The 19,282-nt window shown below is 61.2% G+C and carries 17 protein-coding genes; 4 read left to right on the top strand and 13 right to left on the bottom strand.

Annotation, left to right across the window (positions count from 1 at the left end; translation table 11 throughout):
* Positions 1–24 precede the first annotated feature (24 nt).
* On the top strand, positions 25–969 hold the full coding sequence (locus FRT59_RS06390; protein WP_034117687.1) for an aliphatic sulfonate ABC transporter substrate-binding protein: 945 nt from the start codon (positions 25–27) through the stop codon (positions 967–969).
* 222 nt (positions 970–1,191) lie between these two features.
* On the opposite strand, the gene FRT59_RS06395 is transcribed toward FRT59_RS06390, so the two are convergent.
* The 3 genes from FRT59_RS06395 to FRT59_RS06405 all read right to left on the bottom strand — a co-directional run bounded on the left by FRT59_RS06395 (position 1,192) and on the right by FRT59_RS06405 (position 3,942).
* Complete coding sequence (locus FRT59_RS06395; RefSeq protein WP_034117686.1) at positions 1,192–2,382, bottom strand: sugar transporter; 1,191 nt, start codon at positions 2,380–2,382, stop codon at positions 1,192–1,194.
* Between the two features lie 112 nt (positions 2,383–2,494).
* The gene (locus FRT59_RS06400; RefSeq protein WP_153870720.1) at positions 2,495–2,857 is read right to left on the bottom strand and encodes a type 1 fimbrial protein; all 363 of its coding nucleotides are present in this window, start codon (positions 2,855–2,857) and stop codon (positions 2,495–2,497) included.
* Between the two features lie 86 nt (positions 2,858–2,943).
* Positions 2,944–3,942 (bottom strand): bile acid:sodium symporter family protein, encoded by a 999-nt coding sequence (locus tag FRT59_RS06405; RefSeq protein WP_153870721.1) that lies wholly within the window; start codon positions 3,940–3,942, stop codon positions 2,944–2,946.
* A gap of 85 nt (positions 3,943–4,027) precedes the next feature.
* On the opposite strand from FRT59_RS06405, the gene FRT59_RS06410 reads away from it, so the two are divergent.
* Together FRT59_RS06410 and FRT59_RS06415 are read left to right on the top strand one after the other, a co-directional pair.
* Positions 4,028–4,816, top strand: coding sequence for an AraC family transcriptional regulator (locus FRT59_RS06410; RefSeq protein ID WP_153870722.1), 789 nt, complete (start codon positions 4,028–4,030; stop codon positions 4,814–4,816).
* Positions 4,817–4,950: 134 nt separating this feature from the next.
* Complete coding sequence (locus FRT59_RS06415; RefSeq protein WP_034117682.1) at positions 4,951–5,382, top strand: hypothetical protein; 432 nt, start codon at positions 4,951–4,953, stop codon at positions 5,380–5,382.
* Between the two features lie 10 nt (positions 5,383–5,392).
* Here FRT59_RS06415 and FRT59_RS06420 read toward each other — a convergent pair whose 3' ends face one another.
* The 9 genes from FRT59_RS06420 to FRT59_RS06460 all read right to left on the bottom strand — a co-directional run bounded on the left by FRT59_RS06420 (position 5,393) and on the right by FRT59_RS06460 (position 14,994).
* The gene (locus FRT59_RS06420; RefSeq protein ID WP_153870723.1) at positions 5,393–6,511 is read right to left on the bottom strand and encodes a carboxylate-amine ligase; all 1,119 of its coding nucleotides are present in this window, start codon (positions 6,509–6,511) and stop codon (positions 5,393–5,395) included.
* Positions 6,512–6,516: 5 nt separating this feature from the next.
* Complete coding sequence (locus tag FRT59_RS06425) at positions 6,517–7,461, bottom strand: methyltransferase (RefSeq protein WP_153870724.1); 945 nt, start codon at positions 7,459–7,461, stop codon at positions 6,517–6,519.
* A gap of 10 nt (positions 7,462–7,471) precedes the next feature.
* Positions 7,472–8,851 (bottom strand): iron-containing redox enzyme family protein, encoded by a 1,380-nt coding sequence (locus tag FRT59_RS06430; protein WP_153870725.1) that lies wholly within the window; start codon positions 8,849–8,851, stop codon positions 7,472–7,474.
* 218 nt (positions 8,852–9,069) lie between these two features.
* The gene (locus FRT59_RS06435; RefSeq protein ID WP_034117678.1) at positions 9,070–10,812 is read right to left on the bottom strand and encodes an ABC transporter substrate-binding protein; all 1,743 of its coding nucleotides are present in this window, start codon (positions 10,810–10,812) and stop codon (positions 9,070–9,072) included.
* 32 nt (positions 10,813–10,844) lie between these two features.
* Complete coding sequence (locus FRT59_RS06440; RefSeq protein ID WP_153871115.1) at positions 10,845–11,117, bottom strand: DUF2160 domain-containing protein; 273 nt, start codon at positions 11,115–11,117, stop codon at positions 10,845–10,847.
* An 11-nt stretch (positions 11,118–11,128) separates the two neighbouring features.
* The gene (locus FRT59_RS06445; RefSeq protein ID WP_003232361.1) at positions 11,129–11,929 is read right to left on the bottom strand and encodes a carbohydrate ABC transporter permease; all 801 of its coding nucleotides are present in this window, start codon (positions 11,927–11,929) and stop codon (positions 11,129–11,131) included.
* 10 nt (positions 11,930–11,939) lie between these two features.
* Positions 11,940–12,806 (bottom strand): carbohydrate ABC transporter permease, encoded by an 867-nt coding sequence (locus tag FRT59_RS06450; RefSeq protein ID WP_005789024.1) that lies wholly within the window; start codon positions 12,804–12,806, stop codon positions 11,940–11,942.
* On the bottom strand, positions 12,803–13,900 hold the full coding sequence (locus FRT59_RS06455; protein ID WP_153870726.1) for an ABC transporter ATP-binding protein: 1,098 nt from the start codon (positions 13,898–13,900) through the stop codon (positions 12,803–12,805). Before FRT59_RS06455 ends, FRT59_RS06450 begins: the two co-directional genes overlap by 4 nt.
* Entirely contained in the window at positions 13,900–14,994 is a 1,095-nt protein-coding gene (locus FRT59_RS06460; protein ID WP_153870727.1) for an ABC transporter ATP-binding protein, read from the bottom strand. Before FRT59_RS06460 ends, FRT59_RS06455 begins: the two co-directional genes overlap by 1 nt.
* A 276-nt stretch (positions 14,995–15,270) precedes the next feature.
* Between FRT59_RS06460 and FRT59_RS06465 the strand changes: the two genes are divergently transcribed.
* On the top strand, positions 15,271–17,094 hold the full coding sequence (locus FRT59_RS06465; RefSeq protein ID WP_153870728.1) for a sigma-54-dependent Fis family transcriptional regulator: 1,824 nt from the start codon (positions 15,271–15,273) through the stop codon (positions 17,092–17,094).
* An 18-nt stretch (positions 17,095–17,112) separates the two neighbouring features.
* On the opposite strand, the gene FRT59_RS06470 is transcribed toward FRT59_RS06465, so the two are convergent.
* A complete protein-coding gene (locus FRT59_RS06470) occupies positions 17,113–19,230 on the bottom strand; it encodes a TonB-dependent receptor family protein (RefSeq protein ID WP_153870729.1) in 2,118 nt (705 codons plus the stop codon).
* Between the last annotated feature and the right edge of the window lie 52 nt (positions 19,231–19,282).

Here is a 19,282-nt window from a genome sequence, read left to right on the forward strand (position 1 = left end):
TTCCGTTGAAAATCGAGCGCCCACATGTCCCTTCGTCGCCCTCTCGCCGCTGTATTAGGATTGCTGGCCTTTTCTGTCGCCTTGAGCGCCCAAGCCCAGCAAACCCTGCGAATCGGTTACCAGAAATCCTCGACCCTGATCACCCTGCTCAAAACCCAGGGCACCCTGGAAAAAGCCCTGAAGGCCGACCACATCGAGGTGAGCTGGCACGAGTTCCCCAGCGGCTTGCCATTGCTGGAGGCACTGAACGTCGGCAACGTGGATATCAGCGCCGATGTGGCCGATACCGTGCCGATCTTTGCTCAGGCAGCCCAGGCCCAGCTCACCTACTTTGCCCAGGAAGCGCCCTCGCCCTCCGCCCAGGCCATCGTGGTGCGCAAGGACTCGTCGATCCAGCAGTTGGCGGACCTCAAGGGCAAGAAAATCGCCGTGACCAAAGCCGCCGGCACTCACTATTTATTGATTGCCGCGTTGAACAAAGCCGGCCTGGCGTTTGCCGATATCCAACCGGCCTATCTGTCCCCCGCTGACGGCCGCGCCGCCTTTGAAAACAACAAGGTGGATGCCTGGGTCACCTGGGAGCCTTTCCTCACCAGCGTGCAGCGGCAACTGCCGACCCGCACCCTGGCGGACGGCAGCGGGTTGGCGAGCTACAAGCGTTATTACCTGACCGGCACGCCTTACGCCCAGGCTCATCCCGAGGTGCTGAAGGTGGTGTATGCAGAATTGGAAAAAGCCGGACAATGGGTGAAAGCTCATCCGCAAGACGCGGCAAAAGTGCTGGGCCCGTTGTGGGGCAACCTCGATCCGGCGACGGTGGAGGCCGCCAATGCGCACCGCAGTTATCTGGTGCAGCCGGTGACGCTTGAGCAACTGGGGGAGCAGCAAAAGATTGCCGATGCGTTCTTCAAGGCGGGGCTGTTGCCCAAGGCGGTGGATGCCAAGGCGGTGCAGACCTGGCAACCCTAGGGTAAACAAGGCCGGCGGGAAGTGGTAAAACACGCCCCGCCCCTTTCATCGAAGCGGGTCCGTTGATTCCGGTGGCATGAAATCGAACTCGGTCTGAAATGTGGGAGGGGGCTTGCTCCCGATGGCGGAGTGTCAGCCATAGATGTGTGTGCTGATACTCCCTCATCGGGAGCAAGCCCCCTCCCACATTTAGCTTGCAGTCACCCGCTGAATACTCGCCAATCAGCTTGGTGTGCGCGGCACACCCTGCCCAAACCGCCGAATCGCCAGGCAATACCCCACCAACGCCAGCGCCGCCAGCAACCCACCCGCCGCGCCGATCCAGGCGAAGCCGAAATGGCTGCCGACCCAACTGCCCATCAACGCGCCGCCGCCGATGCCGATGTTGTAGATCCCGGAAAACATCGCCATCGCCACATCGGTGGCGTCCGGCGCCAGCACCAGTACCTTGGACTGCATGGCGAGGCCAAAGCCCATGATCGCCATGCCCCAGAAAATGCTCAGCACCACCAGGTAAGACTCAGCGCCGCTCAACGGCAGCATGAGTGCCAGGCACGCGGCGAGGATAAACACTGCGCCGATCACGAACAGGTGCGGATTGAAGCGATGCACCAGGCTGAACAACAACGAGCCAATGATACCGGCACCACCGAACACCAGCAGGATCAACGTCACCGCACTGCCACCCAGCCCGGCAACGCCTTCGACAAAGGGTTCGATGTAGCTGTAGGCGGTGAATTGCGCAGTGACGGTCATCGCGGTAAGCACGTACAGCGCCACCAGTGCCGGGCGCTTGAACAGCAGCGGCAGGCTGCGCAGCGAGCCGGAGTTCTGGCTGGGCAGTGGCGGCAAGGTGCGCGCCAGCCAGAACACCAGGGCGGCGGCGAACGCGGCGATCACCAGGAAGGTGGTACGCCAGCCCATGGCCTCGCCAAGCAGGCGGCCCAAGGGAATGCCCAACACCATCGCCAGGGATGTGCCCGTGGCCAATAGCCCAAGCGCCTGGACCTGCTTGCCCTCAGGCGCCAGGCGTACCGCCAGCGAGGCGGTGATCGACCAGAACAGGGCATGGGCCAAGGCGATGCCGACGCGACTGACCATCAACAGGCCAAAGCTGGTAGCAACGCTGGAGAGAATATGGCTGGCGATAAACAGGCCGAACAGCACGATGAGTAATTTGCGCCGTTCGACGTTGCGGGTCAGCAGCATCACCGGCAGCGAGGTCAGGGACACGATCCACGCATAGATGGTGAGCATCAGGCCGACGCTGGCCACGGGCATGTCAAAGCTGGCGCCGATGGCGCTGAGCAGCCCGACAGGCACGAATTCGGTGGTATTGAACACAAACGCGGCCAGCGCGAGGGCGATGACCGGTTGCCAGTTGGCTTGGGGGGTTGCGGTAGAAAGGCTCATTGGCGGGCGAGGTACTCTGGCGATGATCGAGCGGCCACCCAGGACAAGCGCAGCCGCCGAGCATTCTATAGGTTTCTCCGGTCGCTGTTGATGCGGATCGTCGCCCCGGCACTTATGGCGAGGTCATGGTGATCACGTAGTTGCCCGACTGAATAGGCTTGCCGGCGTCGTCGACCAGCAGGTAGCGCTGGTCGTAATAGCGCCCCTCGCCAGTGTCCGCCACCAGCCGCACATGGGCCGCATTGACGCTGGCCACGGGTGCCACACTGCGTACATCGAGGCGGCTGCCGCGGCTGATGCTGGCGCAGCCGGTCAGTTCCACCATCGAGCCGCTGCGCGCATTTGTCCTGCACCCCGACTCGACGATGGCGCCGGTGAACCTGATGGTGCCCTGCCCCACTGTCTGCGCCGCGCCGCAGGTGCTTGCCCACAGGCAAAGGAGGCCTGTCACTACCGAAATATGACCAACGTTCATGCCGACACTCCTTCTTGGGTTAGTAAGAAGGTAGTCGTCGGCGTGGCGGTTAACTTGAAGCTATTTGTCTGGGAATGAGAGGTGGATCACGGATCCACCTGCCCCATCAACTCGGGGATGATTTCCGGTCGCTGGGCGTAACGCTGGGCCAACGCCGCACACACCATCAATTGGATCTGGTGGAACAGCATCAGCGGCAGTATCAACACCCCCATGCTCGCCCCGGCAAACAGCACCTGTGCCATGGGCACGCCAGTGGCCAGGCTTTTCTTCGAGCCGCAGAACAGGATGGTGATGCGGTCTTCCTGGTTAAAACCGAACGCCTTGCTCAGCAACAGGGAAGCCACCAGCACCAGCGCGAGCAAGACGCAGCAGGCCACGACGAGACCGCCCAGTTGCCACAACGGGATCTGGTGCCAGATACCTTCGGTGACCGCTTCGCTGAATGCGCCGTAGACCACCAGCAGGATCGAGCCCTGGTCGACGAATTTCAGCCAGGACTTGTTGCGACCGACCCAGTCACCGATCCAACGGCGGGCGACTTGCCCGGCGATGAACGGCAGCAGCAACTGCACGCTGATCTTCAGGATCGCGTCGACGGTGGAGCCGCCATCACCTTGCACATTGAGCAGCAACGCGACCAGCAACGGTGTCAGGAAGATACCGAACAGGCTCGACGCCGCCGCGCTGCAAATCGCCGCCGGGATATTGCCGCGGGCCAGGGACGTGAAGGCAATCGCCGATTGCACCGTGGCCGGCAAGGCGCAGAGGTAGAGCATGCCCATGTACAGGTCTTTGCCGATCAGCGGTGACAGCACCGGTTTGAGCGCCAGGCCCAGCAGTGGGAACAACACGAAGGTCAGGCCGAACACCAGCAGGTGCAGGCGCCAGTGGCCGGCACCAGCAACGATGGCTTGGCGTGACAGCTTGGCGCCGTGCAGGAAAAACAGCAGCGCGATGGCCAGGTTGGTGACCCAGCCGAACGCCACGGCAGTCTGGCCGCTGGCCGGCAGCACTGAGGCGAGGATCACCGTGGCGATCAGGGTCAGGGTGAAGTTGTCGGGTAGAAAGCGCGGGCGGGTCATAAGCAAATCTTCCAGGGGTTGCCAAGAACATCGTGGCGACTCTAACGTAACTGCCTGTTACCGACTAACGCCAATGAGCCAGTAAATGCCGCCTAAAGGACATGAAAAAGCCGTCCGGCGCAGTGTGCCCGGGCTTTCCAGCCTGCCACGGCCGGTGTATGGGCGTACCGAATCGTTGCCCAATCGGGCGCTGACGCGACGGCACAGCCACCCGTGGGTGCAGTTGTCCTATGCGATTTCCGGGGTGCTGGAGATCCAGACCAGCGTCGGCCGTTTCGTCGCACCACCGCAGCGCGCGGTATGGATCCCGGCGGGCGTGCCTCATCGGGTATTCAGTTCGCCCCATACGGAAATGCGTAGTTTGTACCTCGATTGCAGCGTTACAGCCTGGGCGGCCGAGCGCTGCCAGGTGCTGGAGGTGAGTAGCCTGTTGCGCGAGTTGATCCGCAGTTTCAGCGAGCTGCCGGTGGCCTATGCCGAGGATGGGCCGGATGGGCGCCTGGCCCAGGTACTGCTCGACCAACTCGCCGCCGCGCCCCAAGTCGACTTGATGTTGCCGCTGCCCCATGACCCGCGGCTACGGCAGATCTATCGCAGCCTGAACCTGCACCCCGAGCAGCAAACTACGCTGGGGGATTGGAGCCGCAAGCTGGGGGTCAGCGAAAAAACCCTGAGTCGCGTGTTCCTGAGTGACACCGGGCTGACATTCCGTGCATGGCGCCAGCGTCTGCGACTGTTGAGCGCCCTGCCCGCCCTGGAGCAAGGTGAGCGGGTGACGGATGTGGCGTTGGGGTGTGGGTATGAATCGACGTCGGCGTTTATCAATGCGTTTCGCCAGCAGTTTGAGGCGACGCCGGGTGAATTTTTCCGCTGATCCTCAGGTGCAGTGAAGGTTAAAAGCCCCCTCCCACACGTCCAACTGCGTTTCATAGCCAGATACAAACCGACGTTCGGCTGGTATCGTGCTGCGCTTTGAAATACCGCCACCGACCTGCGAGGAAATGGACGTTGAACACTGACGAAAAAATGACCGGGGACCTGTTCGAGGTCGATAAACGCCTGTCACTCAAGCCCGTGGTGGACTTCAACGCCTATCTGCGCAACGCCTTCGGCGACGGCCCGTGCACCTGCGTACGGTGCGCTGCCAGCGGCGGTGATGAAAGCGGCTATGAGTTCCAGCACACGTTCAACTTCGACGGTAAGCCTATGCACCGCCGCTTCGCTTCGACGGCAGGCAGTGATGTGTTGATGGCGTTGAAGAAGGCGTGGTTGTCGTACACCAAGGTCGAGCTGCCGCTCAGTGGTGTGTTGGTGCTGGACACGGTCAAGGAGTTTGTCGAGCCGCAGTTGCATAAGCGCCTTGCGCCATTGTTCGTGGCCAGTGGGTTGGTCAAGGACGTGGACGGTGAGTTGCGTATTCAGCCACAAGCCATGGCCTGACCGCAGCGCGTCAATGGTCGCCGCGACTCTGGGCCAGCAGTTGGTCGACTACGCGGTGCAGGCTACCCAGCTCATCGACACCATCGGCCTGCGCTTGGGCATGCCAGCGTAATTGTTCAGTCGCGCTGTTGCCGCGCTGCAGCAGCGCCTCAAGGGTAGCGAAAAGCTGCGGCTCGCCCATCGCCTCGGCGGTGGCCGCAAACTCCTGGCGGGCGCATTGCAGCCAGTGTTCCGCGCTGCCCATGGCGCCATTGTCATCCAACGCAAAGTTGCCCGCTGCACCGTAGCGTTTGGCCTGCCAGCGATTTTCCTTGAGCAGCCAGCGCGCCTCGGTACTGAACCCGGCGCCGGGGCGCTCCAGGGCGCAGGCGTGGGTGACCATCACCCGAAACAGCGTAGCGAGGGCCAAGGCGTCGGGCAGCCGCGGGCAGGCGTCGGTCATGCGCAGTTCAAGCGTTGGGTAACGCGCCGCCGGGCGAATGCCCCACCAGCCGTTGCCATCTGCCTTGATCGCGCCTATGCGTTGCAGCACTGTGAGGTAGTGCAGGTACTCGCTCCAATCGGCAAAATGTTCCGGCACGCCCATGCGCGGCCACTCATCGCACGCCGCCTGGCGATAGCTCATGAAGCCGCTGGGCGCACCATCCCAAAATGGCGAGGAGCAACTGAGCAGTAACAGTAGAGGCAGCCACGGCGACACCTGGTTCATCACGGCGATGCGGTCCAGGGTCTGCGGCACCTGCACATGCACGTGCAGCCCGCACAACACACTGCGGCGCGCCACGTACTGAATATCGTCGAACAGCTGCTGGAAATGCGCCTGGGGGGTTGGCCGCTGCTCGCGCCAATCGGCCAGGGGGTGGCTGCCGGCACACACCACGCCGAGGCCGAATTCAGCCAGGGATTTCGCGAGATTGCCGCGCACCGTCGCCAGGTAATCCGCTGCCTCGCCGCTGGTGGTGAACACCGGTGAAGCGGCTTCGATTTGCCCCTGGAACATCTCATACGCGAAGCCGCCGCCGATCGCAGCGCGACAGGCCGCCAGCACGGCCGCCGACGGCTCAGTGAGCATCCGGCGGGTGTGCAGGTCGGTGAGCAAATATTCCTCTTCGATACCGAAGGTGAGCATGGACTTCAGCGCAGCCGGGTGACGCAGAGCGCGACCACAGCGATGCGCTCCACACGTTCATAACCCGGTTTGTCGAGTTCCTCACCGAAGACGTCGGGGTCCAGTTCGCGGTACGTCCAGCCATAGGCGTCGTTGCCCAACAGCGGCTTGACCGCCTCCAGGAATGGATCGCCGCCCGCCACCATCGCCACGCCGGTGTAGAGCACCAGGCTACCGCCAAGGGCCAGGCGCCCGAGGGATTCGCTGACGATACGTACCGACAACTGCTCACCCAGCACGCCGCCGCCATGGCGATAGGCGCGCTGGCGGTCATCATTCATATAGGGCGGGTTAGCAACGATCAGGTCAAATTGACCCTCGACGCCGGCCAGTACATCACTGTGATAAACGCTGACGTTACCAAGCCCCGCCAGCTCGGCATTCACCGCGGTCATGCGCAGGGCACGAGGATTGATATCCACCGCCAGCACCTCAGCGTCATGGCGTGCCCGAGCAACTACCAGCGCGCCGACACCGGCACCACAGCCGATATCCACCGCGCGCGTGAGCGGTTCGAAACGCTGTTGCAGATGGGCTTCGATCACCTGGGCAAAACGGTAGCTATCGGGGCCGAAGAACACCGCGTCCGCTTGCACCGTAGGGTATGGCGAATGGGCGAACAGCAGCTCGTCGATGCTCGACCAACGCACCGTACTGCGCCATAACGCCCCGTGCTTTTCGATCACATCGGTTTGCTGCAATTCTTCGCGAAATGCCTCGGGCAACAGGTCGTGGTCGAACGGCATCGACCAGCCGAATACATCGCGAATGTTCCTGGCCAGCGGCGTCGCCAAGCGTCGGTAAACGCGCTCATGGGTCAAGGGCGTCGGCGTGATAAAGCGGTAACCACTCTCCTTCAACCCCCGGCCCAGGTTCAACAAGGCACGATCAGCGAGCTGTTGTGCAGACATGACGAATTCCTTAGCGCAGACGCGCGCGCAATTGGATAAAGCGGCGGGTCGCGTACAACCCTGCGGGCGTGCAGTGACGGCGCGCCGACATCCACGGGATCAGCGCATTGAGCTGCTGCTCATCGGGCAGGCTACACAGCGAATCCACCAGGGCCTGGGTATCGGGGTCTGCCGGGCGATGCTGTTCGCGAGAAAATCGGCTGCCGCGTCCTGGCCGTACAGGCGGCACGCGTTCGCTGCTGGTCCAGTCACCGGCGATCCAGTCATGCAACAACTGTTTTTCGTATCCGCTGAACACGCCGAACATCGCTGCGCCCGCGCCCTCGATCAACTGCCAGAAACGGCTGTCGGCGGGGTCCTGGTTGTGTTTGATCCAGCCCTTGTCTTCCAGGGCCTTGAGGAAATCGCCGATCTGTCCCGGCTTGGCCAGCCATTGGTTGACGGTCTGGCCTTCGAAGCGGCAATAGTCCGAATGCATGTGCTGGCCGAAGGTGCGTTTGCGTTCAAGCATCGCCACCACTTCGTCATGCAGGTTGAACTGTTGGATGACAGCCGTGGTGCCCGGGCCAAGATCATTCAGGCGATACCCTTCGGCGACGCGGCGGTAGAAATCCGCCCTGCCCTCGCCCAGTGGCAACAGGCTCAGCACCGATTGCGCCGCCTTGCACGCGTGGCCGCTGCTGGCGTTATCGATGGTGACGTGCAAGGTGAAGTAATAAGGGTCGATACCCAGCTCGCTCAGCTCGTAGGCGGTAATCAACAGGTGCAGGGGCAACTGCTCGTAGCCGAGGTTGAAGCCAATGATCTCCGGTAGGAATTCTTCGGCGCACAAGCCCAGCGCCAATTGCAGTGCGCCTTGCTGGTAATGCTCATCCTTGACGCCGGCTTCGCTGTCAGCATCGTGCTCGCTGAGTAATTTGCGGTAGATCACCACGTGGTTCTGCGCGGCCTCGCCGTCACCCAACTCTTCCAGATAGGTCGTGAGCAGGCCATCGAAACGCGGGTCATGCCAGTAACGCAGCAAGCCGTTGAGCCAAGCGCCGTCGACCTGCTTGGTCGGCGCCACGCGTTGCAAAAAATACACCGCATGGGCCTTGTTCTGGAAATACCGCCGTGGCTGGCCTTGCTGGCGTTGCTCAAGGTAATCGGCATAGGCCTGGGCCACCTCCGCGCATCGCTGTTCGACCCAGGCCGGCAACTGCTCGGGCAGGTCGGGCAATTCACAGGCAGCCTCGCGAACCTGGGCCAATTGCGCTTGCAGGAAGTTACGCGCGGCTTCTTCAGCGCCATGGCCTTCACCATAGAGCTGTTGATAAAGCCCCTGATAGGGGCCGTGAGCCGATGGAGTGATGGAGGCCGGCTGGCCCGACAGCGCTGTAAGAAGCGTCATGATGGCAGTTTCCGCAAAGTCCGATACAACAGGCCTCCCAACAAGGCGGCCCCGCAAGAGCGCTCAACAGCGTGCGCTTCTAAAATGCAGAGCATTGGGATGTGCGAAAAATTCAAATGAGGTTGGGTTGGGGTGGATAAGCGGTCATTGACGGCAAAACGCAGGTCCAAATGTGGGAGAGGGCTTGCTCCCTCCCACATTCACCACATCCCGCTGAACTATTTACGCGCCGCCTCCCACTGCTTGAGCAGGTCGTTGTAGTTCACGGTTTCGCCTTTAGGTTTCTCGTTGGCCAGTTTCGGCTTCGGCGCACCCGGCTGATCGAACCAGTATTGGGCGTCACGCTCGGGGTTCATCTTAGGCCCGCACACCGGTTGCACCTTGGAGCGTTCCAGGCGCGTCATGATCGCGTCCTGCTCTTTGGCCAGGTTGTCCAACGCCTGTTGCGGGGTTTTCTCGCCGCTGGCGGCGGCGGCGATGTTGCTCCACCACAGCTGCGCCAGGCGTGGGTAGTCCGGCACGTTGGTGCCGGTCGGCGACCACTCGGTGCGAGCCGGGCTGCGGTAGAACTCCACCAGGCCACCGAGCTTGGGGGCCATGTCGGTCATGGCCTGGGAGTTGATATCGGACTCACGAATCGGCGTCAGGCCAACGATGGTTTTCTTCAAAGACACGGTTTTCGAGGTGACGAACTGCGCGTAGAGCCACGCCGCAAGTTTCTGCTTCTCGGGCGTGGACTTGAGGAAGGTCCAGGAACCTACATCCTGATAGCCTTTCTTCATGCCTTTTTCCCAGTAAGGCCCGACGGGTGACGGCGCCATGCGCCATTTCGGCGTACCGTCGGCATTCACCACCGGCAAGCCCGGTTTGACCATGTCGGCGGTAAACGCGGTGTACCAGAAGATCTGCTGGGCGATGTTGCCCTGGGACGGCACCGGGCCGGATTCGGAGAAGGTCATGCCGGCCGCTTCCGGTGGCGCGTAGGCTCTCATCCAGTCCACGTATTTCTGCGTGGCGAACACCGCGGCCGGGCCGTTGGTGTCGCCGCCGCGGGTCACGCTGGAGCCCACCGGGTGGCAGTCCTCCACACGGATGCCCCACTCGTCCACCGGCAAACCGTTGGGCAAGCCCTTGTCGCCGCCGCCGGCCATGGAGAACCAGGCATCGGTGAAGCGCCAGCCCAGGGACGGGTCTTTCTTGCCGTAGTCCATGTGCCCATAGATGCGCTTGCCATCGATTTCCTTGACGTCTTCGCTGAAGAACTTGGCGATGTCTTCATAGGCCGACCAGTTCACCGGTACGCCGAGGTCGTAGCCGTATTTTTCCTTGAACTTGGCTTTCAGCTCCGGGCGTTCGAACCAGTCGGCGCGGAACCAGTAGAGGTTGGCGAACTGCTGGTCGGGCAACTGGTAGACCTTACCGTCGGGCGCGGTAGTGAAGGACAGGCCGATAAAGTCCTTGAGGTCCAGGGTGGGCGAGGTGAAGTCCTTGCCTTCGTTGGCCATCAGGTCGGTGATGGATTCAGTCTTGCCATAGCGAAAGTGCGTACCGATCAAGTCGGAATCGTTGACCCAGCCGTCGTAGATATTCTTGTCAGACTGCATCTGGGTTTGCAGCTTCTCCACCACGTCGCCTTCCTGCAGCAGGTCGTGGGTCAGCTTGATGCCGGTGATTTCACTGAAAGCCTTGGCCAGTACCTTGGATTCGTACTCGTGGGTGGTGAGGGTTTCCGACACCACGTTGATCTTCATCCCACGGAACGGTTCCGACGCCTTGATAAACCACTTCAACTCCTCGAGCTGTTGGGCTTCGGTGAGGGTGGAAGGCTTGAACTCGCTGCCGATCCATTTTTTCGCGGCATCTTCGTACGCATCAGCCCAGGCCGAAGCGCTCAAACCGCTGAGGGCCAGTACGGCGGCCAATGAAATGCTATGTCGCAGCTTATTGTTCTTATTCAACATAGAGACCTCCTGGTTGTTTATTCATAAGGGCACTAGCCCCAACGCATCACACTCGACAGCCATACCAGGGAGAGCGCGGACGCCACCCAGATGCTCCAGTCGGTAACGCCGATCACCAGCAAATGCAGGTAGGCGCTACCGAGAAGACCGATAAACAAGCGATCACCACGGGTGGTGCTGATCGGCAGCAACCCGCGCCGGGGGATGCTCGGCGAACGCAGTTCCCAGGTGGTCATACCCGCCAGGATCAGGGCGATGCCGCCAAAGAACAGCGCGGTGGGGGTGGTCCAGGCCATCCATTCCATCATTGATTCCTCTAGACCCGGCCGAGGGCAAAGCCCTTGGCCACGTGGTTACGAACAAACCAGATCACCAGCATGCCCGGCAGAATGGTCAACACCCCCGCCGCTGCCAGCACGCCCCAATCGATGCCCGAGGCCGAGACCGTGCGGGTCATCACCGCCGCGATGGGCTTGGCGTTGACCGAGGTCAGGGTGCGCGCCAGCAACAGCTCAACCCAGGAAAACATAAAGCAGAAAAACGCCGTGACGCCGATGCCGGAGCCGATCAATGGGATAAAAATCTTCACAAAGAACTTGGGGAAACTATAGCCGTCGATGTAGGCGGTTTCGTCGATTTCCTTGGGCACACCGGACATGAAGCCTTCGAGGATCCACACCGCCAACGGCACGTTGAACAAACAATGGGCCAGGGCCACGGCGATGTGCGTATCGAACAGGCCAATGGATGAATACAGCTGGAAAAACGGCAGCAAAAACACTGCCGGGGGCGCCATGCGGTTGGTCAGCAGCCAGAAGAACAGGTGCTTGTCACCCAGGAAGCGGTAGCGCGAGAACGCATAGGCCGCCGGCAGCGCCACGCTCAGGGAGATCACCGTGTTCAGGCTCACGTAATACAACGAGTTGAGGTAGCCGGTGTACCAGCTCGGGTCAGTGAAGATCACCTTGTAGTTGGCCAGGGTGAAATCCTGGGGAAACAGGGTCAGACCGCCGAGGATTTCGGTGTTGCTCTTGAAGGACATGTTCAGCAGCCAGTAGATCGGCACCAGCAGGAACAGGATATAAATCAGTAACGGAATAAGCTTGCGCTTGCTCATGTTGGCGGCCTCAGCGGTTGGCGTCGGAATGGGTCATGGCGGTGTAGAACAGCCAGGACACCAACAGGATGATCAGGAAGTACACCAGGGAAAACGCCGCCGCCGGGCCCAGGTCGAATTGGCCTACGGCCATCTGGGTCAGCGTCTGGCTCAAGAAGGTGGTGGCGTTACCCGGCCCGCCACCGGTGAGCACGAAGGGCTCGGTGTAGATCATGAAGCTGTCCATGAACCGCAGCATCACCGCGATCAGCAGCACGCTTTTCATCTTCGGCAACTGGATATGTCGGAACACTGCCCAGGCCGATGCGCGATCAATCCGCGCGGCCTGGTAGTACACGTCCGGAATGGCGCGCAAGCCGGAATAGCACAGCAGCGCCACCAATGAGGTCCAGTGCCACACGTCCATCACCAGCACGGTGACCCAGGCGTCCATGGTGTTGGCCGCATAGTTGTAGCTGATGCCCATGGCGTTGAGGGTCGAACCCAGCAGGCCGATGTCGGCACGACCAAAAATCTGCCAGATGGTGCCGACCACGTTCCACGGAATCAGCAGCGGAATGGCGAGGATAATCAGCACCAGCGAGGACCAGCGGCCCTTCGTGGGCATGGTCAAGGCGATGGCGATCCCCAGCGGAATTTCAATCAGCAAGACACAGGCCGAATAGATGAACTGGCGCAGCAACGAGTCGTGCAGGCGAGGATCGAGCAGCACCTGCTTGTACCAGTCGGCGCCGACGAAGTAGCGGCTGGACTGGTCGAAAATGTCCTGCACCGAGTAGTTGACCACGGTCATCATCGGGATCACCGCACTGAACGCCACCAGCAGGAACACCGGCAACACCAGCCACCAGGCCTTGTTGTTCTGCACCTTGTTCATGGCGCCACCTCCAGCAGGTAATCGTCGGCGTACAGCATCAGCCATTGCGCGGGGAAGCTGATCGACGCCCTGCCCTGCGGCACCGGCTTGTCTTCAGCCAGGCGCACCTTGAGCGTGGCGCCGTCGAGGTTGAGGGTCATGATCTTGTAGGTACCGAGGTCTTCCACATGCACGACATCCGCTTGTAGGGCGTCAGGGTTGTACTCGTCCCACACATGGATAAATTCCGGGCGGATGCCGACCTGGAGTTTTTTGCAGTCGGTTGCATGGATACGTTGCTGCAACGCCTCGGACAACGGCAGCAGCGTGTTGGCAAACCCTACGCCGCCGGGCTTGGCCTGCACTTCGATCAGATTCATCCCAGGGCTGCCGATGAAATAGCCGACAAAGGTGTGGCTTGGCCGCTCGAACAATTCACGTGGTGTGCCGAACTGCACGATCTGCCCGCCATACATCACCGCGATCTTGTCGGCGAACGTGGAGGCTTCCAGTTGATCGTGGGTGACGTAGACCATGGTGATATTGAATTGCTCGTGGATCTGCTTGAGCTTGCGCCGCAGCTTCCATTTCAGGTGCGGGTCGATCACCGTCAGCGGCTCGTCGAACAGGATCGCCGAGACGTCGTCGCGCACCAGGCCACGGCCCATGGAGACTTTCTGTTTTTCGTCGGCGGTGAGGTTGCGGGCTTTTTTGCTCAGCAGGTTTTGCAGGTCGAGGACTTCGGCGATTTCCTGCACCTTGCTGTGAATCTTCGCCTCGGCCATACCCTGGTTTCGCAGCGGGAAGGCCAGGTTGTCGAACACTGTCATGGTGTCGTACACCACCGGGAACTGGAACACCTGGGCGATGTTGCGTTTCTCCGGGGTGAGGTCGTTGACCACCTGGGTATCGAACAACACCTGGCCTTCGGAGGGGCTGAGCAGGCCGGAAATGATATTGAGCAGCGTGGACTTGCCGCAGCCCGACGGCCCGAGCAAGGCGTAGGCACCGCCCTGCTCCCACACATGGTTCATTTCCCGAATGGCGTAGTCTTCAGGCCCCTTTGGCGTAGGGCTGTAGCTATGGGCAAGGTTGCGCAAGTGGATCTCGGCCATCAGGCAACCCTCGCGACACGGCGCCCGGGGGCCTGGACCAAACGGCCCTGGCCATCGAACACAAACAGTTTATGGGTGGGGATATACACGCGGATCGGCGCGTCGACGTCGTACTCATGCACCCCCGGCAGGTGCAGTACCAGCAGGAAATGTTCGCTGCGCACATGCAGGAAGGTTTCCGAACCGCTGATCTCGGCGACTTCCACGGTTACCGCCAGCTCCAGGTCATCGTCGTTGCTTGGCACCAGGCTGATATGGCTGGGGCGCACGCCAAAGCGGAATTCGCCTTCGCCGATGGGACGCAGGTCGACGTTGAGCGGGAAATGTACACAGTTGGCGAAGCTCACTTCATTACCGCTGATACACCCTGGCATCAGGTTGATCGGCGGCTCGGAGAACAGTTCAGCGGCGAGCACGGTTTGCGGTTGGTGATAGACCTCGGCGGCCTTGCCGCTCTGGATCACCCGGCCTTCGTGAAGAATGGTGGTGGTGCCACCCAGGGCCAGTGCTTCGTTGGGCTCGGTGGTGGCGTAAATGGCGATGGTGTGGCGCGCCTTGAACAGTTCGCGCATTTCCTGACGCAGTTCTTCGCGCAGTTTGTAGTCCAGGTTGACCAGCGGCTCATCGAACAGGATCAGTTCGGCATCCTTAACCAAGGCACGGGCCATGGCAGTGCGTTGCTGCTGGCCACCAGACAGTTCCAATGGATGGCGCTGCAGGAATTTCTCGATGCGCAGCATCTTGGCGGTTTCCAGTACCTTGCTCTGGATCAGCTCATTGGATACACCGGCCTGGCGCAACGGCGAGGCGATGTTTTCGAACACGGTCATGGTCGGGTAGTTGATGAACTGCTGGTAGACCATCGACACGTTGCGCAGGCGCACCGGTTTTTGCGTGACATCCACACCGTTCATCAGGATGCGCCCGCTGTCAGGCTTGTCCAGGCCGGCCATCAGGCGCATCAGGCTGGTCTTGCCGGACAAGGTGCGGCCGAGCAAGACGTTGAAGGAGCCGGCTTCGAAACGCAGGTTGGCGTCGTCGATCCAGGTTTGGCCGTCGACAACGCGGGAGACATGTTCCAGGGTCAATGACATGACACGCCCTTTTTATTATTGGAATGAATCTGGCCAGGTGTCAAAGCGAGTTTCGTGCCAAAAACGCAAGCGCTTGATGCGCAAGGAAATGGGTTAATCGTGATGTTCAGGCGTGAACAATCTGGCTGAACAACTGAACACTGTCGGGGTTGACAATGAACAGTTCTGAACAACACTCTCATGACCAACACAGGATAAAAATGTGGCAGGGGGCTTGAACCCATTCCAATAGTTGAATTGTGCACGCCCGATAACAATAAAAACGAAGGTCGCACCATGGCCGAACCACTGGCTCACGACACCCTTATCCAGGATTCCTGGCGCCGTTGCCGCGCCTTTGGCCTGGATCACCAGAGCGCCCCCAGCTTTGACCAGTTGCCCGCCGAAGGCATTCGCCAACTGCTGGAAAGCCAACACTCACTGGTGCAGACCACCCACCAGGAAGTGCTGCCCTACTATGAAAACATCCTCAGCAATTCCAACTGCCTGATCATGCTGGCCGACAATCAGGGCCAGGTCCTGACTTCGTGGGGCACCCAGCGGTTTATCGAACCCGGGCTGGCCCGCGGTTTCAGCCCCGGCGCCAGCTGGATGGAACGTTCCAGCGGCACCAACGCCATCGGCACCGCGCTGGCCTGTGCTCAGGCCGTGCATATTGAACACGACGAACACTTCCTCAAGGCCAACCGCTTCATGACCGGCTCAGCAGCGCCTATCTTCGATGCCCAGCGCGAAATCATCGCGGTGCTGGATGTGTCCAGCGACAGCTACCTGCCGCCCTCCCACACCCTCGGCATGGTGAAGATGATGAGCCAGACCGTGGAAAACCGGCTGATCCTCAACCTGTTTCGCGGCGAACATTTTCAACTGACGTTCAACACCGGCTTGAGCAACCTCGACAGCCAGTGGGCCGGCCTGCTGATCTTTGATGAAACCGGCCAGGTGCTGTCGGCCAACCGGCGTGCGGATAACCTGCTGGGCATCAGCCTGTCGCGGGTGATGATCGACCGTTTGTTCAAGGTGTCGTTGCTGGAGTTGCTCAACCAGCCGGAAGGCTTGGCGTTTTCGTTGCAGGCGGCGGGACGCAATCGGTTCCAGTGCCTGTTGAAGCGGCCCAAGCAGATGCCCGTGCAGGCGCGGGTGTTCAATGAACCGACGCCGCCGCCGCCAACGCCGAGCTCGCTCAGCCTCAAGACCCTGCATTTTGGCGATGCGCGTGTGGAGAAAGCCGTGCGCCAAGCCGAGCGCTTGCTGGAAAAAGATATTCCGTTGCTGATCCATGGCGAGACCGGCGTGGGCAAAGAGGTGTTCGTCAAAGCCCTGCATCAGGCCAGCTCCCGCAGCCGACAGGCTTTTATCGCGGTGAACTGTGCGGCAATTCCCGCTGAGCTGGTGGAATCTGAACTGTTCGGCTACGAAAAAGGCGCCTTCACCGGCGCCAATCAGAAAGGCAGCATCGGTCTGATCCGCAAGGCTGACAAGGGCACGCTGTTTCTCGACGAAATCGGCGATATGCCACTACCGACCCAGGCCCGCCTGTTGCGGGTGTTGCAAGAGCGTTGCGTGCAGCCAGTGGGCAGCAGTGAGGTGTTCCCGGTGGACTTGCGCATCATCTCGGCGACCAACCGGGCACTGCGGGAGTTGGTGCAGGCCGGGCGCTTTCGTGAGGATTTGTACTACCGCATCGGTGGCCTGACCCTGGAGCTACCGCCGTTGCGCGAGCGCACCGATAAACAGGCGTTGTTCCAGCAACTGTGGCAGCAACACCGTGAGCCGACTCAGTGGGCCGGGGTGAGTGCCGAGGTGCTGGCGTTGTTCGAGCAACACCCGTGGCCGGGGAATTTGCGCCAGGTGAGCAGCGTGTTGCAGGTAGCGTTGGCGATGGCCGAAGAGCAGCCGATTCGCGCGGAACATCTGCCCGATGATTTTTTTGTGGATTTGAATGCGGTGGCGCCGCCATGCGGCCCGGATCGCCTGGATGAAAGCCTCGACCTGAGCCAACGCCTGCAAGCCGTCGGTGGGAATATTTCCCTCTTGGCGCGGGAGCTGGGGGTGAGCCGCAACACCCTGTACAAGCGCCTGCGCCAGCACGAAGGCTGATCTAGCGCGCAATGCCCATCAACGCCAGCTCCACGACACCCCGGTATAGATGCCACGCCCATCCGCGGGGGTGGAACGTGCCGCGTCCATGCCTTTATCGTCGTAACCCGGTGTCACGGTGTTGGCGTAGCGACGGTTAGTGAGGTTGCGCAGGTCGACCCAGGCTTGCCAGTCCTGTTTGGGTGCGTCGTAGCCGAACGTGGCGCCGAGGGTGGTGTAGGCCGCAGCGTAGTAGGAATTGGCGTAGTCCACCGCGACCCGCGAGGCGTGCTCGGTGTTGAGGCTGGTGTAGAAACCCGTCGGATGGCTGTAGCGCACTTGCGCCTGGTAGTAGTGCTTGGGAATGCCAGGCAAGGTGTTGCCACCGAAACGGTCGTCGTTGCGGTAGTGGAAGTCGCTGAAGGTATAGGCCTGGCGCAGGTCGAGCCTACCGCTGCGGCCGCCGTCCCATAGAGGGCTGAGCAGGCTCAGTTCCACGCCTTGGTGCACGGTGGGGCTGGCATTGGATTCGGCGATGATGGCGCTGCTGTTGGCGGTCTGGGCCTGGGTTTCTACGGAGAGCAGCTCGTGGCGTACTTCGGAGCGGTAGAGGGCCAGGTCCCACTGGCCGAGCCAGGCTTCACCGCGTCCGCCGATTTCCAGGGTGGTGGCGGTCTGATTACGCAACTTCACGCCTTCTCGCTGCAACCCTGTGGCCGCGCCATTGCCCGGACCGAAATATTTGTTGGAGCCCCAGATCATCGACCAGGCGTGCGGCGGCTCTACCGAGCGGCTCAGGTTGGTGTATAGCTGCAATTGCGCGGTGAAGTCGTAGCGCAGGCCGATGCGCGGTGCGTAGTCCCAGTCATGTTGACTGACCGGTGCCTGGCCGTCGGGGTAAGTTACCTGGGTTTCACGGCGGGTGTAGATCGCAGCGAGGCCGGTGGTCAGCCACAGGTCCTCTACCAGTTCCAGCTCGTTGCCTACATGCAGCACGGTGTCGGAACCCAGGTAACTGTAGTCACGGGTTTTGGTGCCGGGTGCATAGGTGGCGGTATTGCCAGCGGGGGTGCGTACGTATTCCGAGGCGCCATTGTTCGGCATCGCCTGGGTGGTGCGCAGGCCGACGGTGGTTTTGCTGGCATGGCCGAACAGGCTGTCCTGGCGGATGTAGTTCAGGGTGCCGCTGATATCGGTGTAGGCGACTTTCAGGCGATTGGTGCCTTCGCGCAGGTCCATGGGGTAGTCGTGATAGGCCAGCCCGACCTCGACCCTTGAGGCGTCATCCAGTTGCAAGGTGGTCTTGTTGGCGATCCAGGTAGAGCCCGGTTGCAGGCGTTTTGAATCGCGGGCAGCGTTGAGGCTGTTGGCGGCACGCGGGTCATGGCTGATCTGGTAGCGCGTGAGCTTGCCGGGGGAATCGTTGGTGGTTTCGCGGTAACGCAAGTAGAAGCGCGTTTCCAGGTCCGGGTTGAAACGGTAGCCGAAGTTGGCGGCGATGCCCTTGCCGGTGCCGGCGCTTTGATGCTGATAGCGGTCGGAGGCCGAATCCGTGAGGCTGATGTAGTAGTCGGCATCCCCCAGCACCTGGCCCGAACTGATTTCGCGCTGGGTATAGCCGCGGCTACCGGCCTCGTAGCGTACTTGCAGCTTGGGCGCATCGTAGCCGGTGCGGGTGACATAATTGACCGAGCCGCCCAAGGCCAACGCGCCCTGATCGAAGCCATTGGCGCCGCGCAGCACTTCCACCCGGCTCTGCCACAGCGGGTCCTTGAGTTCATAGGGCGTGCCGCCCGGGCCGGTAAGCGGCAGGCCGTCGAACATTTCGTACAAGCCGGAGGCATGGGCACCGGGGCTGCGGTTCAGGCCCGAGCCGCGAATGGACAATTTCACCCCTTCATTATTCGCCGCCTTGGCATACACCCCGGCCTGGTACTTGAAGACATCCTCGTTACTGCTGACCCGCCCCTGTTGCACGCTGTTCATATCGATGAAGTTGGTGCCGCCGGGCACGCTTTGGAGCTGAGCCTGGGCGATTTCGCCGGCGCTGGCCTCAGTGGTGGTGACTTCGACCGGCGCCAATTGCAGGCCTTCGGCCTGTACCAACGAGCTGAAGGTCAGGGCGGCAAAAAGGAACGGGGGTTGGCGCAGCAGCATTGGGGCAGGTCCTTGGAATTCGGGAACGTGACAGGCCTGGCCCACCACGCGA

It is taken from the genome of Pseudomonas haemolytica (assembly GCF_009659625.1).
Classification (GTDB): Bacteria; Pseudomonadota; Gammaproteobacteria; order Pseudomonadales; family Pseudomonadaceae; genus Aquipseudomonas; species Aquipseudomonas haemolytica.

Excerpts from the sequence above, each read along its gene's own strand:
- FRT59_RS06390 (WP_034117687.1), top strand. The coding sequence starts at position 25 with ATGTCCCTTCGTCGCCCTCTCGCCGCTGTATTAGGATTGCTGGCCTTT.
- FRT59_RS06435 (WP_034117678.1), bottom strand. The coding sequence starts at position 10,812 with ATGTTGAATAAGAACAATAAGCTGCGACATAGCATTTCATTGGCCGCC.
- FRT59_RS06405 (WP_153870721.1), bottom strand. The coding sequence starts at position 3,942 with ATGACCCGCCCGCGCTTTCTACCCGACAACTTCACCCTGACCCTGATC.
- FRT59_RS06430 (WP_153870725.1), bottom strand. The coding sequence starts at position 8,851 with ATGACGCTTCTTACAGCGCTGTCGGGCCAGCCGGCCTCCATCACTCCA.
- FRT59_RS06450 (WP_005789024.1), bottom strand. The coding sequence starts at position 12,806 with ATGAACAAGGTGCAGAACAACAAGGCCTGGTGGCTGGTGTTGCCGGTG.
- FRT59_RS06445 (WP_003232361.1), bottom strand. The coding sequence starts at position 11,929 with ATGAGCAAGCGCAAGCTTATTCCGTTACTGATTTATATCCTGTTCCTG.
- FRT59_RS06465 (WP_153870728.1), top strand. The coding sequence starts at position 15,271 with ATGGCCGAACCACTGGCTCACGACACCCTTATCCAGGATTCCTGGCGC.
- FRT59_RS06400 (WP_153870720.1), bottom strand. The coding sequence starts at position 2,857 with ATGAACGTTGGTCATATTTCGGTAGTGACAGGCCTCCTTTGCCTGTGG.
- FRT59_RS06455 (WP_153870726.1), bottom strand. The coding sequence starts at position 13,900 with ATGGCCGAGATCCACTTGCGCAACCTTGCCCATAGCTACAGCCCTACG.
- FRT59_RS06470 (WP_153870729.1), bottom strand. The coding sequence starts at position 19,230 with ATGCTGCTGCGCCAACCCCCGTTCCTTTTTGCCGCCCTGACCTTCAGC.
- FRT59_RS06425 (WP_153870724.1), bottom strand. The coding sequence starts at position 7,461 with ATGTCTGCACAACAGCTCGCTGATCGTGCCTTGTTGAACCTGGGCCGG.
- FRT59_RS06440 (WP_153871115.1), bottom strand. The coding sequence starts at position 11,117 with ATGGAATGGATGGCCTGGACCACCCCCACCGCGCTGTTCTTTGGCGGC.
- FRT59_RS06420 (WP_153870723.1), bottom strand. The coding sequence starts at position 6,511 with ATGCTCACCTTCGGTATCGAAGAGGAATATTTGCTCACCGACCTGCAC.
- FRT59_RS06410 (WP_153870722.1), top strand. The coding sequence starts at position 4,028 with ATGCCGCCTAAAGGACATGAAAAAGCCGTCCGGCGCAGTGTGCCCGGG.
- FRT59_RS06460 (WP_153870727.1), bottom strand. The coding sequence starts at position 14,994 with ATGTCATTGACCCTGGAACATGTCTCCCGCGTTGTCGACGGCCAAACC.
- FRT59_RS06395 (WP_034117686.1), bottom strand. The coding sequence starts at position 2,382 with ATGAGCCTTTCTACCGCAACCCCCCAAGCCAACTGGCAACCGGTCATC.